This window comes from Psychrobacter sp. C 20.9, assembly GCF_001921765.1.
Lineage (GTDB): Bacteria > Pseudomonadota > Gammaproteobacteria > Pseudomonadales > Moraxellaceae > Psychrobacter > Psychrobacter piscatorii_B.
Genome location: NZ_MRYC01000006.1, coordinates 1 through 13,757, shown reverse-complemented (window position 1 = coordinate 13,757; position 13,757 = coordinate 1). Strand labels below are relative to the sequence as shown.

General features: G+C 45.4%; 12 protein-coding genes and 2 riboswitches. Of the genes, 7 read left to right on the top strand and 5 right to left on the bottom strand.

Going from position 1 to position 13,757, the window contains the following annotated elements:
• Positions 1-378: 378 nt before the first annotated feature.
• The 4 genes from BTW00_RS05235 to BTW00_RS05220 all read left to right on the top strand — a co-directional run bounded on the left by BTW00_RS05235 (position 379) and on the right by BTW00_RS05220 (position 4,263).
• A complete protein-coding gene (locus BTW00_RS05235; RefSeq protein WP_075106541.1) occupies positions 379-1,671 on the top strand; it encodes an O-succinylhomoserine sulfhydrylase in 1,293 nt (430 codons plus the stop codon).
• A gap of 80 nt (positions 1,672-1,751) precedes the next feature.
• Complete coding sequence (locus BTW00_RS05230; RefSeq protein ID WP_025651278.1) at positions 1,752-2,081, top strand: YbaB/EbfC family nucleoid-associated protein; 330 nt, start codon at positions 1,752-1,754, stop codon at positions 2,079-2,081.
• A 117-nt stretch (positions 2,082-2,198) separates the two neighbouring features.
• A complete protein-coding gene (recR, locus tag BTW00_RS05225; protein WP_075106540.1) occupies positions 2,199-2,792 on the top strand; it encodes a recombination mediator RecR in 594 nt (197 codons plus the stop codon).
• A 136-nt stretch (positions 2,793-2,928) separates the two neighbouring features.
• The gene (locus BTW00_RS05220; RefSeq protein ID WP_256714009.1) at positions 2,929-4,263 is read left to right on the top strand and encodes an HRDC domain-containing protein; all 1,335 of its coding nucleotides are present in this window, start codon (positions 2,929-2,931) and stop codon (positions 4,261-4,263) included.
• Between the two features lie 190 nt (positions 4,264-4,453).
• Here the strand turns inward: BTW00_RS05220 and BTW00_RS05215 are convergent, their stop codons facing one another.
• Positions 4,454-5,158, bottom strand: coding sequence for a triacylglycerol lipase (locus BTW00_RS05215; RefSeq protein ID WP_256714008.1), 705 nt, complete (start codon positions 5,156-5,158; stop codon positions 4,454-4,456).
• Positions 5,159-5,262: 104 nt separating this feature from the next.
• Here BTW00_RS05215 and BTW00_RS05210 point away from each other — a divergent pair, with 104 nt between their 5' ends.
• A complete protein-coding gene (locus tag BTW00_RS05210; RefSeq protein ID WP_143506546.1) occupies positions 5,263-5,748 on the top strand; it encodes a hypothetical protein in 486 nt (161 codons plus the stop codon).
• A gap of 113 nt (positions 5,749-5,861) precedes the next feature.
• Here BTW00_RS05210 and gcvP read toward each other — a convergent pair whose 3' ends face one another.
• The 4 genes from gcvP to gcvT form a co-directional block, all read right to left on the bottom strand.
• Positions 5,862-8,759 (bottom strand): aminomethyl-transferring glycine dehydrogenase, encoded by a 2,898-nt coding sequence (gcvP, locus tag BTW00_RS05205; protein WP_075106538.1) that lies wholly within the window; start codon positions 8,757-8,759, stop codon positions 5,862-5,864.
• An 85-nt stretch (positions 8,760-8,844) separates the two neighbouring features.
• Positions 8,845-9,603, bottom strand: a complete 759-nt coding sequence (locus tag BTW00_RS05200) for a nitroreductase family protein (protein WP_075106537.1) — start codon at positions 9,601-9,603, stop codon at positions 8,845-8,847.
• 311 nt (positions 9,604-9,914) lie between these two features.
• Positions 9,915-10,295, bottom strand: a complete 381-nt coding sequence (gcvH, locus tag BTW00_RS05195; protein ID WP_071001880.1) for a glycine cleavage system protein GcvH — start codon at positions 10,293-10,295, stop codon at positions 9,915-9,917.
• Between the two features lie 117 nt (positions 10,296-10,412).
• A complete protein-coding gene (gene gcvT, locus BTW00_RS05190) occupies positions 10,413-11,606 on the bottom strand; it encodes a glycine cleavage system aminomethyltransferase GcvT (protein WP_075106536.1) in 1,194 nt (397 codons plus the stop codon).
• Positions 11,607-11,773: 167 nt separating this feature from the next.
• Positions 11,774-11,918, bottom strand: a riboswitch (glycine riboswitch).
• 66 nt (positions 11,919-11,984) lie between these two features.
• Positions 11,985-12,123, bottom strand: a riboswitch (glycine riboswitch).
• A 260-nt stretch (positions 12,124-12,383) separates the two neighbouring features.
• Here gcvT and BTW00_RS05185 point away from each other — a divergent pair.
• Positions 12,384-12,704, top strand: coding sequence for a YcgL domain-containing protein (locus BTW00_RS05185; protein WP_075106535.1), 321 nt, complete (start codon positions 12,384-12,386; stop codon positions 12,702-12,704).
• A gap of 312 nt (positions 12,705-13,016) precedes the next feature.
• A complete protein-coding gene (locus BTW00_RS05180; protein WP_075106534.1) occupies positions 13,017-13,613 on the top strand; it encodes a hypothetical protein in 597 nt (198 codons plus the stop codon).
• Positions 13,614-13,757: the final 144 nt, after the last annotated feature.

Sequence of the window (13,757 nt, the reverse complement as noted above, 5' to 3'; positions counted from 1 at the left end):
TAAGTAATTTGCTGAAATTGTTCATCTATTTTTAAGGATGATAGCATTGATTGGACGGTCTATAAAAATATCACCAACGCCAAAATTCAAATCGTCGCTAAGCTTAGCAGCTGTTAGCATATCTGCCTATTATAAATACGTTATTTTTGTTAGGTTTGACGATTGATTTTATCGTGATTTATTGTCGGTTAAGTCTGCATAATGGCTGTCATATTGAACATCCAGTTATTTTAATAGGCAAAATTAATAATTAGATGTTATCTGAAACCAGATGTGTGGAATAAGTCGGCATGTTATGATAACGCTGATGAATTTGCTTAATAATCAAAAAAATAAGCAGTCCTTTTATACCAACCAAAACAAAGCAACGGAACGTCTATGAGTCAGTCGCAAACGAAAGATGAGAATAATTTGAACCAAAAAAACTCAAACGATGGGTTAGATCCAAACTGGCGTAACGATGCCTTAGATTTAGGATTAGATTACGGTATGCAAACCATCGCTGTGCGGGCAGGTCAACACCGTACCGACGAGGGCGAGCATTCAGAGCCGATTTTTACGACAAGCTCTTATGTTTATCAATCAGCAGCTGATGCTGCGGCACATTTTGACGGTACAAAGACAGGAAACGTTTACTCTCGTCATACCAACCCAAGCGTCCGTACTTTTGAGCGTCGTCTCGCTGCGCTAGAAAACGGAGAGCGTGCGGTTGCAACGGCCTCTGGTATGGGTGCAATCCTAACCATGTGCTTGGCATACCTAAAAGCGGGCGACCATCTGCTCGCTGCCAATCAGTTATTTGGCTCGTCTATCGGTCTGTTTAACAACTATATGGCCAAGTTTGGTGTTGAAGTTAGCTATGTTGATTGCTTTGACAATGATGCATGGACCAATGCCGTTCAACCAAATACCAAAGTGATCTATTGTGAAAGTCCAAGTAATCCATTGGCGCAGATTTGTGATATCGGTTATTTGAGCGAGCTGTGCAAAGCCAATGACATACTACTGGTCGTTGATAACTGCTTTGCCACGCCAGCATTGCAGCGTCCTCTAGATTTGGGTGCAGACGTGGTTATTCACTCTGCAACCAAATATTTGGATGGTCAGGGCCGAGTACTTGGCGGAGCGTTGGTTGGTAGTGACAAATTGATGCAAGAAGCGTTCACGGTGGTACGCTCAGGCGGTATCAGCATGAGTCCGTTTAATGCTTGGGTATTTACCAAGGGGCTTGAAACGCTAAAACTCCGAATGCAAGCGCATTGTAACAATGCCAATCAAGTCGCAGAATTTTTGGTCAATCATCCTAACGTTAGTACGGTGCATTTCTCTGGCCTAAGTGACCATCCTGCACACGAGCTTGCCACCCATCAGCATCATATGAAAGCCGGTTACGGTGCTATCATGGGTTTTGAAGTCAAAGCATCTGACAGCCGCGATACAAAAGAAGCGGCTTGGCATGTGATTGACTCGACTCAAATGGTCTCCATCACCAATAATTTGGGCGATGCTAAAACCACGATTACCCATCCTGCGACGACCACGCATTTCCGTCTCACCCCTGAGGCTCGTGCTGAAGCTGGCGTGAAAGACGGTCTGATTCGTCTATCAGTCGGTTTGGAAGATGTCGAAGATATTATCAAAGATTTGGCGCGTGGTTTAGACAGTTTGTAAAGATAGCGGTATAATGCCGTCAGTATTTTATTTTAAACTTTAAATTATCCCATTTATTATTATAAGACAAAGAGGCAGCTATGAACATTCAAGCATTGATGCAACAAGCACAAACGATGCAAAAGAAAGTAGAAGCAAACGTTGAAAATGCTAAGAAAGAGCTTGCGAACAAAGAAGTGCAAGCAGAAGCGGGCAGTGGTCTGGTTAAAGTCACCATGACTGGTCGCCATGTGGTCAAGCGTTTGACCATCGATCCAAGTCTGCTAGAAGATGAGCCAGATATGATCGAAGATCTTATCGCTGCTGCTATCAATGATGCGGTGCGTCAAGCGGATGAGCTATACGAAGAAACCATGGCTGGCGCGACCTCAGGTATGGGTCTACCACCAGGTATGCAAGGTATGTTCTAAGCATTAAATACTTTAGACTGAACACAAAAATGGGGTTGTTATCGACACGATACGACCCCATTTTTATAGCTACGATTTATAAATTTAGTTAAATAAAATCAACTAAAGGAAGCTACTTTGCTTACAGCCAAATTTGATCAGCTGGTCAAACAGCTGCGTATATTGCCAGGCGTCGGTCAAAAAAGTGCCCAACGAATGGCACTACATTTGCTTAGTAAAAAACGTCCGCAAGGCATGGCGCTTGCCCAAGCACTAGATGAAGCTATGCGCGATATCGTTGAATGTCAGCGCTGTCATAGCTTTAGTGATGAAGCGGTGTGTCCTCTATGCCAAGACCCTAGACGTGATGACAGTTTGCTATGCGTGGTCGAGACAGCAGCAGATGTGATGGCAATCGAGCAAACGGCAGGGTATCGTGGTCGCTATTTTGTGCTTGGCGGACACTTATCCCCGATTGATGGAATCAGTGCAGATGACTTAAATATTGATCAGCTGGTATGGCGAGTCAAGCAAGAGCCTATTGAAGAGATTATACTGGCGACAGGTACGACGGTTGAAGGCCAGACCACCGCACATTTTATTAGCGAGGCGGTCAGTCGTCATGTCAATAAAGTCACACGTTTGGCACAAGGGGTACCGATGGGCGGCGAGCTTGAGTATCTAGATAGTATGACGCTGGGTCAAGCCATGCAAAACCGCTCTTTTTTATAAGGTTTTGCTTGCATTAAAGTCTTACCCATTTCATTTCGTGAAATTGTTATAATTGCTTTATTATTGTTCTCCTTTTTCATTTTATTAAGACGCAGTATCGCGTTTTATTTTCTCCTATTTATGCAGGTATCTGCCCGTGTCCAACAACGTTTCAAACGCTTCAGTCAAATCAAACCCTTCTGAGATTACTGATAACTCATCACAAAAAGCAGCTAATACTGAGATGACATCAGTGACGACACCTTCGGAATCAAATGACGATGCACTGGATGTTGATGCAATTGATATCGATGCACTGTTGGATGTCGCTGATGCTGTTGATGTCACATGGGTGCGCGAGCAGCACCAATTGGCTGAGGTGATCAATGCCTTGGCAACTTGTGGCCGCGTCGCACTAGATACTGAGTTTATCAAGCGCGACACTTACTATCCGCGTTTGGCACTCGTACAGTTAAATACGGGTAATCACGTATATTTACTAGATGCGCCTGAGTTGCAACTGTCTGAGTTGTGGGAGGCCTTGCGCCAAGTCGATGTAGCTATTTGGCATGCTTGCGGCGAAGATTTGGGCATTTTTTATCTGCTGTCTGGTTGTCCACCATTGACCAATATTTTTGATACGCAAATTGCGTTGTCTTATTTAACCGGTCAATTACAAATGGGCTATCAGCAGGCGTTGGCAGATCAGCTAGATATGCATATCGATAAAGAGCACAGTCAGTCTGATTGGCTCCAGCGCCCGTTGACAGACGAGCAAGAGCAATATGCCATCGATGATGTGCGTTATTTGCCAGCGCTGTATCTCAGTATCGAACATGCGCTTAAGGCACAAGGCCTATACGATTACGTCTGGGCTGACTGTCAGCTTTATGCCAGTGATTTGTATGACTTGCAGCACGTCGAAGATGAAGCGATGTATCTGACGATGGCAGATTATCGTTATAACTCACAGCAAATGGCGATACTCAAAGGGATTGCGACGTGGAGAGAAGAGCTGGCACGTGCGACCAACCAGCCACGTACGTTTATCATTAAAAAGCAAGCGGTACGCGAGATCGTCACTGAAAAACCAAACAGCATGCGTGAGCTGGCGCACAAAACGACGATGCACCGTAGTATGCTGCGCTTATACGGCGAAGAGATGCTTAAGATAATAAGAGAAGCCAAAAGCCTACCACCTGCTGAGCATCCAGCTTGTCTTGTGCCGCCATATCGCTCAAAAAACAAAATCTTGTCAAAAGCAGTGCAGCAAGCGATTGATGATCACGCTAAGGCTATTGGCGTGCCTAGCAGCGTTTTAATGCGCAAAAAATGGCTAGGACAGCTATATGAAGTCATTGCTCTTGATAAAGATCTCAGCGAATTACCGCAAGGGTTAAAAGGCTGGCGCAATGACTGGGTCATCCAGACGTTGATTCCAGTGATCAGCAAGCATAAAACTGAATTGCAGCAAGGGATGGGCATCAGGTAAAAAGAAGCCGTGGCCAGCCAAAGCGCTGATGTCTGGATTTGCATGGTCTATTGTTTAAATAAATCAGCGCCTTGTAAACTAGTCAGCACCACTATCTGTTTTTTCTTTAGAGTAGCACCTGACTGCAAGCTTAATTTTCTCTTTCATTATTCAATACCATCTACGCGTGTTATGTGCTGCATAACACGCCCTAGCGTTCAAACTCACCATTCTCTAAAAAGTAAATCACTTGCCGGGCAACTTCTTTGTCGACTAGCATGCCTGTATGGGTCACAGGCAGTACGATATGGTCGTTGGCGCAGTCAAGACGTGTTTCGCTGACGTAAACTGTACCATCATGAGCACAGTTTTCTGTGGCTGCTGATTCGCTTTCTTTATTCAGTTTGCGATTATGATATTGCAAAAAAGGTTGTCCTAAGCCGCGCGGTTTATCGCCTGCAATCACGCCTAGATGGATATGTTCAGGACAGGACGTTGCTGTACCATCGAGCGCATCAACATAAGAACGTCCTACAATCAAAGGGCTCAAACGCCATACGTAATCGGCGCAAACACTCCCTACATGCGGCGTGCCAAGCGTGACGCAGCGCCCAATTTGCCACTTGGGATAATTGGCCAAAAAATCACGAATAATCAATCCACCCAAGCTATGACCGACCAAATCTATCGGCTGATCGGGATTGTGGTTGGCACTCAGCCACTCATGTAGTCGCTGGCTGTTGTTTTTGATACCGTCGCGCATGCTGCGATAACTGTATTGATGGGTGACAAAGCCTTGCGCTTGTAAACGCTTCGCTAAGGGACGCATCATCCAAGTCGTTTGATGCAAACCATGTATCAAAATCACAAGGTTTTTTCGTTTAGGCGCTTTTTGTGCCATGTCTTTTCGTTGCATAACAATATCCAAATGAGTAGCATTATAAGATTTTTTTATCGACGCTTGTTTATAAAAATGAGCGGATAGACAGACATCTTATATTAGCGCTTTAGGGGTAAGGGTTGTCAAATTATCTGAGTTTTTTAATCTCAATGTTAGCCATTGTTACGCTGTCAGGTTGTACCACTTATAGAGCGGAGAGACCACCAGTTGTTCAGGTAGAGATGCCAGAAATGATAGTAGTAAGCGAACCTGTAGCAGTTAAGACACCTCTGCAAATTGCTACTTGGTCCCCAACTAAACATAATGGTCGATTTACAGCGATGACAGCGGGTTATTTGACAGTTATCAATAACTGCCTTGCTTTGACTAGGGATAGTGACGAGGTGCCGACAAAAGATAATAGTCTTTTGCTAGTATTAGCGGATACGTCTTTTTCATGGGATGACGCTCAGGAAGTATTACTATTTGAAGGGAAACCTTATAAGATTGGCGATGCGCTTTATCTTGATGGTGCGGCGTTTACTTATCCCAATGCTAATATTACAGATCAGATGAAAGTGAACTGGATAGACTGTGGCTTGAATAAAGGTTGGTTGGGCGGTTAAGTCTCATTGACCGTGTCGAAATTTAACAATGCACGCATAAAACAAAACCGCCAAATCAGCGACTGATTTGGCGGTTTTTTATAAAATAAACGAGCAGTTATCGAAAACGATAATTACATATAGTTTTCGATACTTGGGCAAGAGCACATAAGGTTCTTGTCACCGTACGCATCATCGACGCGCGCGACACTTGGCCAGAACTTGTTTGTACGGATGTAAGGCAGTGGGAATGCAGCAGTCTCACGGCTGTATGGGTGCGTCCATTCTTCACCAGTAATCATAGCGGCGGTATGCGGTGCATTGACCAGTGGATTGTCTTCTAGCGTCCAGTTGTCTTCGCCCGCTTTTGCTTTCATCGCTTCAGCTTTGATAGATTTCAGCGCACTGATAAAGCGATCCAACTCCTCGACAGACTCAGACTCTGTTGGCTCAATCATCAGTGTACCTGCGACTGGGAAGCTCATCGTTGGTGAGTGAAAACCGTAATCCATCAAGCGTTTAGCAATATCGCTTTCGGTGATGCCAGTTTCTTCTTTTAACGGACGAATATCAATGATACATTCGTGAGCCACGCGGCCGTTTTTACCTGTATATAATACAGGGTAGTGGTCTTTTAGCTGGGCGGCTACATAGTTGGCGTTTAGCAAGGCAAGCTCGGTTGCTTTTAGTAGACCATCACGGCCCATCATGGCAATGTACATCCATGAGATTGGCAAGATGCTCGCTGAACCATAAGGCGCCGCCGATACCGCTGAGCAGTCTTTTTGCGCGTTATGAACAGGGCTTAGCGTATGGTTGGCCATGAAGGGTGCCAAATGCGCCTTCATACCGATAGGACCCATACCTGGACCGCCGCCGCCATGCGGGATACAGAAGGTTTTGTGCAGGTTCATATGTAGTACATCAGCCCCAACGTCTGCAGGCTGCATCATGCCTACCTGAGCATTCATGTTGGCGCCATCCATATAGACCTGACCACCGTGCTTGTGAGTCAAATCACAGATATGACGGATGCCTTCTTCAAACACGCCATGTGTCGATGGGTACGTGATCATTAAAGCGCCCAAACGCTCGCTGTGCTCTTCACACTTGGCGGTTAAATCCTCAATATCAACGTTGCCGTTTTCATCGGTTTTGACCACGACGACTTTCATACCCATCATCATGGCAGTAGCAGGGTTGGTACCGTGCGCTGACATTGGAATGAGGCAAACATCGCGATCGTTCTCACCTAGCGACGCGTGATAACGGCGAATCGCGAGCAGACCAGCATATTCACCAGAAGCGCCAGAGTTTGGCTGCATAGAGACATCATCAAACCCAGTGATGGCTTTTAATTGATCTTGTAAGCTATCGATCATCGCAATATAGCCTGTGACTTGGTCACGCGGTGCGAATGGATGCACATTAGCAAACTCAGGCCAAGTAATCGGTAGCATCTCACTGGTGGCGTTGAGCTTCATGGTGCAGCTGCCTAGTGAAATCATGCTGCGGTTCATCGCTAGATCTTTATCTTCAAGCGACTTGAGATAACGCAGCATTTCATGCTCGGTATGATGCGAGTTGAATACTGGATGTGACAAGATATCATCTGTACGCAGGTGTGCGCTGTCAAGTGAGATACGAGCGGTTTCAGGTAGATCATGTGACTTGTTGACGAATAACTGAGTCAATACGCCAAAATCTTGCTGATCACTGGTTTCACTAAAGGCAACGCTCAATTTGGTGTCGCTTAGACGCCATAAGTTGTAGCCAACGTTGTCTGCATTTTTAAAGATTTGCGTAGCTAGCTTCTCTGAGCCGCAATCAACCACGACTGTATCGAAAAATTGATCGTGTACCACGCTTAAGCTGCTGTCATTCGCTGCTGTGATGGCATCAGCAAAGGCGGTGGCAAACGCATGGATACGAGTCGCAATACGCTTCACGCCACTTGGACCATGATAGACGGCATACATACCAGCGAGATTGGCGAGCAATACTTGTGAGGTACAGATGTTTGAGTTGGCTTTTTCGCGGCGGATATGCTGCTCACGCGTCTGTAGCGCCATACGTAATGCGGTATTGCCTTGTGCGTCTTTAGATACGCCAATGATACGACCAGGTGCTGAGCGTTTTGCTTTATCAGAGAACGCAAAATAAGCAGCATGTGGACCACCAAATCCCATTGGAATACCGAAACGCTGTGTGCTACCTAGCGCTACGTCCGCACCCATATCGGCTGGTGATTTTAATAACACCAAGCTCATGATGTCACTGACGACACTGACGTAAGTCTTGTTTTCTTTTACGGCCGCGATGACGTCTGTTAAGTCTTTAACGTCGCCTTCTACGCCAACATACTGGAATAGCGCACCGAAATAGTCGCCTGATTTGGCCGTTTCAAAATCACCAACGACCACGTCCCAACCAAAGTATTTCGCACGAGTATTGATGACATCTAGCGTTTGTGGATAGACACGCTCATCGACGAAGTACTGCGTTGATTTGCTTTTACTCACACGCTTTGACATCGCCATTGCTTCTGCCGCTGCCGTTGCTTCATCCAGCAATGATGCACCAGCTAATTCAAGACCAGTCAAATCGATACATACTTGTTGAAAGTTTAGCAATGCCTCTAAACGACCTTGAGCGATTTCCGCTTGGTAAGGGGTATAAGCGGTATACCAGCCTGGATTTTCAAGGACGTTGCGCTGAATGACGGCAGGCATACGAACAGGAGAGTAGCCTTGACCGATATAGCTTTTGTTAACAGTGATGTCATCTGCCATCGTGCGTAGTTTGGCAAGTGCCGCATGCTCACTCATCGCCACTGGCAAATCCAATTCTTTGTGCAAACGTACCGGCTCAGGCACAGTGTCATTGATAAAGCTTTGCATATCTTTATAACCAACAGCGCTGAGTAGGTCAGCTTGCTTGGTTTCGTTCGAACCTAAGTGGCGATAGACAAATTCAGCTTCGTTGAACAATCCTTGAAAGGTATCAAACGATGGGTTTTGAGAGATAGTCATGACAATCCTTGGTTAAGGGAGTAATAAACAAAATAGCAATTAAGAAAACATTGTGAGCAGTTAAGGAAACACTGTGAGCGGTACGTTATACGTAATGCACAAACTGTTTTTGGTCAAAGCGGAATTGGGTGTTGTAAACGCCATTGTCAGCACGCTCGCCTGCGCCAATCATCATCACGATATGATGGTCGTCGCTAAGATTGAGCAACGCTTTCATGGCAGGCTCATCAAAGCCGCCCATAGGACAGCTATCAAAACCATGAGCACGTAGTGCCAACATTAGGTTTTCGGCGGCAAGGGCGGTGTTATTGGTTGCCCAGTTTTTGGTGTCTTCAAAGGTATAGTAAGGCGATTTGAGAGGGCCTTTGACGCGTCTGACCACTTGTGTGGCGCCCCATTTTGCAGCGGATATCACATTGGCAGGGCCACGCAAAAAGTCCATCGTAACGACTTTGTTATAGTAGTCTTTCACTTTCTTAGGGACTGGCTGATCAGGGTATTCGCGCAATATTTGCTGAGCATGCTCATGCCAGATGTCGGTGCGAGCAACGATAGCGATTAAGCGCGCCGATGTTTTTGCCGCGTTTTGGTTCATACAGTTTTTGATGGCGCGTTTGCGATTGTCAGTATCATCGATAACATAAAACTCCCACGGCTGTAAGTTGCTAGAGTTTGGTGCTAGCATGGCCAAACGCAGACAGTCTGCCAGTACGTCGTCAGGGATGGGCGTGTCAGTAAAACGGCGCACGGAACGGCGTGATTCTACGATATCGCGAAAGGCTTGTAGCTGCGGTGTATGGTTTGGTGTGGCGATGGGGTCTTTATTATCGGTGTTGGCATTCATATTAGGATCCATGCTGAGAATTGGGTTATCAGTTTGCGTCGTTATTGATAGTACGTATTCATTGGAATTCGAATAGGTGATCAATACGAGTCAATGAGATAACGCTTGAGAGCAATAACATCGGACGATAATGGTTTTTGGTGGTCTATATATAAAGCTGCTTTGTTATCAAAGGCGTCATCTATGAATCAACCCTGCTGATAAGAAAGGGGTATCAAATAGGAGATGTAGATACCCGCTTTTGCCAGTATCTACAAGTTTGGCTGCTATTTTGGTTTAGCTACTGTCTTTCTGCTAAACAAGGGCGGTTATTATAATTCGCTTTCGTATTCGTCAGCGGTCATCAGTGCTTCATAGTCAGCGATGTTGTCAGGCTTCACTTTAAAGAACCAGCCTTCACCATATGGATCAGAGTTGATGATTTCAGGATCATCTTCTAGTGCTTCGTTGATAGCGATGACTTCGCCTGAGATAGGCGCGTATACGTCAGAGGCGGCTTTTACTGATTCAACAACTGAGATTTCGTCATCAACAGCGATAATATCGCCCACTTCTGGTAGCTCAACAAACACCACATCACCCAATAGGTCTTGCGCATGGTCAGTGATACCAACAGTGATCGTACCGTCGTCTTCTAAGCGCAGCCACTCGTGACTTGCAATATATTTTAGCTCTGCTGGGATGTTGCTCATGGTCTCTCTCCTAAATGATAGAGGTTAATTAACAAAAGTAATGGAGGCTGGGCGTGTCGTCGTTTTTATCATTATGTCTAAAACGACAACGCGCTCTAATAATAAGATTTATAAGACCTACGAGTCAAACTGTTGCTTGCCGTTACGGACAAAAGGTAGCTTCAATACGCGTACATCAACGAATTTACCTTTGCCGCGTAGGTCGACTTGTACGTGATCATCTTCTGATAAGCTGGCAGGCACGCGAGCAATCGCGATGGAGTTTTTTAGGCTAGGGGAGAATGTACCGCTGGTGATAATGCCAGTTTGCTCATTGTCAGTGCCCTGATTGATAGTCACTGTCATGCCTTCACGCAATACGCCGCGCGTGGTCAATAGCAGACCTACTTGTTTCATAGCGGTGTTGTCTTCTTTTGCCTGCTTGCGTTTGCTGACCAATGCTTCACGGCCGACAAAGGCACGGTCGTCTTTAAGCGCTAGCGTCCAGCCCATATTGCACTCGTAAGGGCTGATGGTCTCGTCCATGTCATGACCGTAAAGGTTCATACCCGCTTCCATACGCAAGGTATCACGTGCGCCAAGACCGGCAGGTTTGATGCCATTTGCTTTTAGCTGCTCAAAAAAAGCAGGGGCATCATCGGCATGCATAATGACTTCGACGCCATCTTCACCAGTATAGCCAGTACGAGCCACAAACCAATCGGTGCCTTCGATATCAGTCAAGTCAGCACCAACGAAAGGTTTTAGTGCTGCTAAGGTATCGGCCCAGTTTGGTTTGGCTTGAGCCAGTTTCTCAATAGCATTTGGACCTTGAACGGCGAGCATCGCAAGCTCAGGACGCTCGGTAATCGCAATATCAAAACCGTCGGCGACTTTATTAAACTGTGCTAAGTCTTTGTCACGAGTGGCTGCGTTAGAGACGATACGGTACTCAGTTTCCTCTGCATTCATAAGATAGACGATCAAATCATCGATGACGCCGCCTTGCTCATTGAGCATGCCAGAGTACAGCGCTTTACCAGCGGTAGTGAGTTTGTTGATATCGTTTGCGAGCAGTTTTTGTAGCCATGCTTTAGTATCTGCGCCTTTGATATCTGTGACAACCATATGTGAGACATCAAACATACCGGCATCTGTCCGTACCGCTTCGTGCTCTTCGATTTGTGAACCGTAATGAATTGGCAATTCCCAACCAGAAAAATCGACCAGTTTGCCCTCACTATCAAGATGAGACTGGTAAAAAGGGGTGCGCTGAGGAGCTTGGCTTTGATCGTTTTGAGAAGTGATGTCTTGAGAATGGTTATCAGTCATAACAAATCCTTATGTGTACATCAGTCGTACTCGATAGAGTAGGCTTTGATGTGCAGCGTAAAAGTAGCGAGAAGCAATATTGCAAGGCGCAATATTACATCAAAGGGTGACACAGAAAGCAAAGATAAAGACACAAGCCAAACAGACGCTGAACGTCTATCTAAGCTAAAGCCCTATCTGTCCTGTGACCTGAGATTTTCAACACGCCTCATTTGTGAGCAATTATATAAAGCTTCAATGAATGATTGCGTATTTTCTCCCCTTCGGTGGGTAAGACGTCGTCCGTTCTTACCACTCTCCAGATTTGTTATGTCTGACGTTTGATAAAGTAGAGCGCTATGAGCGTGATGCTAGCAAACACTACCAAACAACAGTGACATGTGTTTTTCAGTCCTTTTACCTGAGCGATTGGCAGGGTGGATGCGCCTTCGGTGGTCGTATGGCAGTTGTAAGTTTGTATTACCAATAGGTTTTGATACAAAAACTGTGCCGACAGACTCTCTCCTGAAAAACGCTTTTATTATGAAAGGTTCAGAGCGCTTTTACAAGTCATCACCGCCATTAAAACAAATGAATTTGGCAAAAATGTTTGCTCACTAGGACATTTGCTCACGAAAGACGCTTAGCAAGATGGTGTTTTTTATCTCTATCAGCCGTTTTGAGAATCAATAAAATGATGTATGGGCGCAAAAATTACCATAGCAACACGCAAAGCGACTACTGGTGTTTGCCTGAAATATGCTAACCTACGACCATAGTTTCTGATAGGTGGTTTTTATGCATTGCGATATTTATAAATTTCCCAAACATGATGACATGTATGTATATATTGCGCGCCCTGATTATCCCGATGATACCGATGAGATCAAAGATTGGCTTGGCGTACTGCCAAAAGACTTTCGTGCAGGTTTAGGCCGTAGCAAGTTTGTCATGCACCTAGATCTGGCAACGACGCCCACTCTGGCGCGTGTTGATAAAGAAGAAGTACTGGCAAAGCTTCAGTCCCAAGGTTATTTTGTGCAGATGCCACCACAAGATGTCATGCGCCGCCAAGCAGAGCTACGCGCTCGTGAAGCGCAAGACAATATCTACGACTAGATACATTTTACGACTAGATAGCAGTGACGATTGGTATGCTTGTTGGCAAGACGGTTGTGGCAAGGTGATTGAGAGAGTGATCTTTACAATGCCATGGATAAAACACTCATGACACATTTGGTCACATGCATTTGGGTAGAAAGTCGTGATAAACTGACATCCCATGACATCTACATAAAAAAATACAGATAGAAAAGCACATGATGTATGCATCGATTATGTATTTGATCTTATTTTGGTACGACAGAACGCACCATACACTGTTAGACACACAACGTGTCACCGGTGATAAACGCAGGTAATGAAACACGCATGGACTGGTTAAAAAACATCTTACATAGCTTACCATTAGAATCTATCAGTGACATTCTCGGTGAGATTGCCATTTGGTGGGGTCAAATGGTAAAAAACGTACCGCCCGCCGATTTGCCAATGTATGCGTATCTTGGTGGTTCCATTTTGGTGTTGGTGTTATGGTTGCTAGTCGCTCGCATATTGCCCAAACCATTAGGTGGTATGAGCTGGATGATACTGTTTGCAGTGTTATTGGCGCCAGGCACAGCGCTTGGTGACTCTAGTGAGATTGCACCAGCCAGTATCAGCGTCGTCTATGCTGTTATGATGAAAGACTTTGCAGGCGCGATTGCCAATATGTTGCCAATATTGGTGGTACTGGTCATCGGTTTGTTTATCGGTTTTATGTGGCAGCTGATACGCGGCGCATTCGCATCGAGCTTGGACAAAGCCCGCAGTCGTACGGCAGAGGATACGCAAGCGACAATGCAACTGACGACCGGCAGTTATTTGGCAGAAGGTGCTACTGTCACCGAACAGTCCGATACTAATGTAAACCTAGAAAAAGATAGCACATTAAATAAGAAAGCCAATAGCGATATGTCCGATAAATGATAAAAGTAGACTAGAGCGTGTTGAACATTCGACCATGGCACTGACAGCGACTATTTTTTAGGCGATTCGATGTTAAAAATAATAAGTTTAGTCATTCTAAGCGCTTATTTTTAACGATGAAGCGGCAAAAAAGAGTCCTGTCCC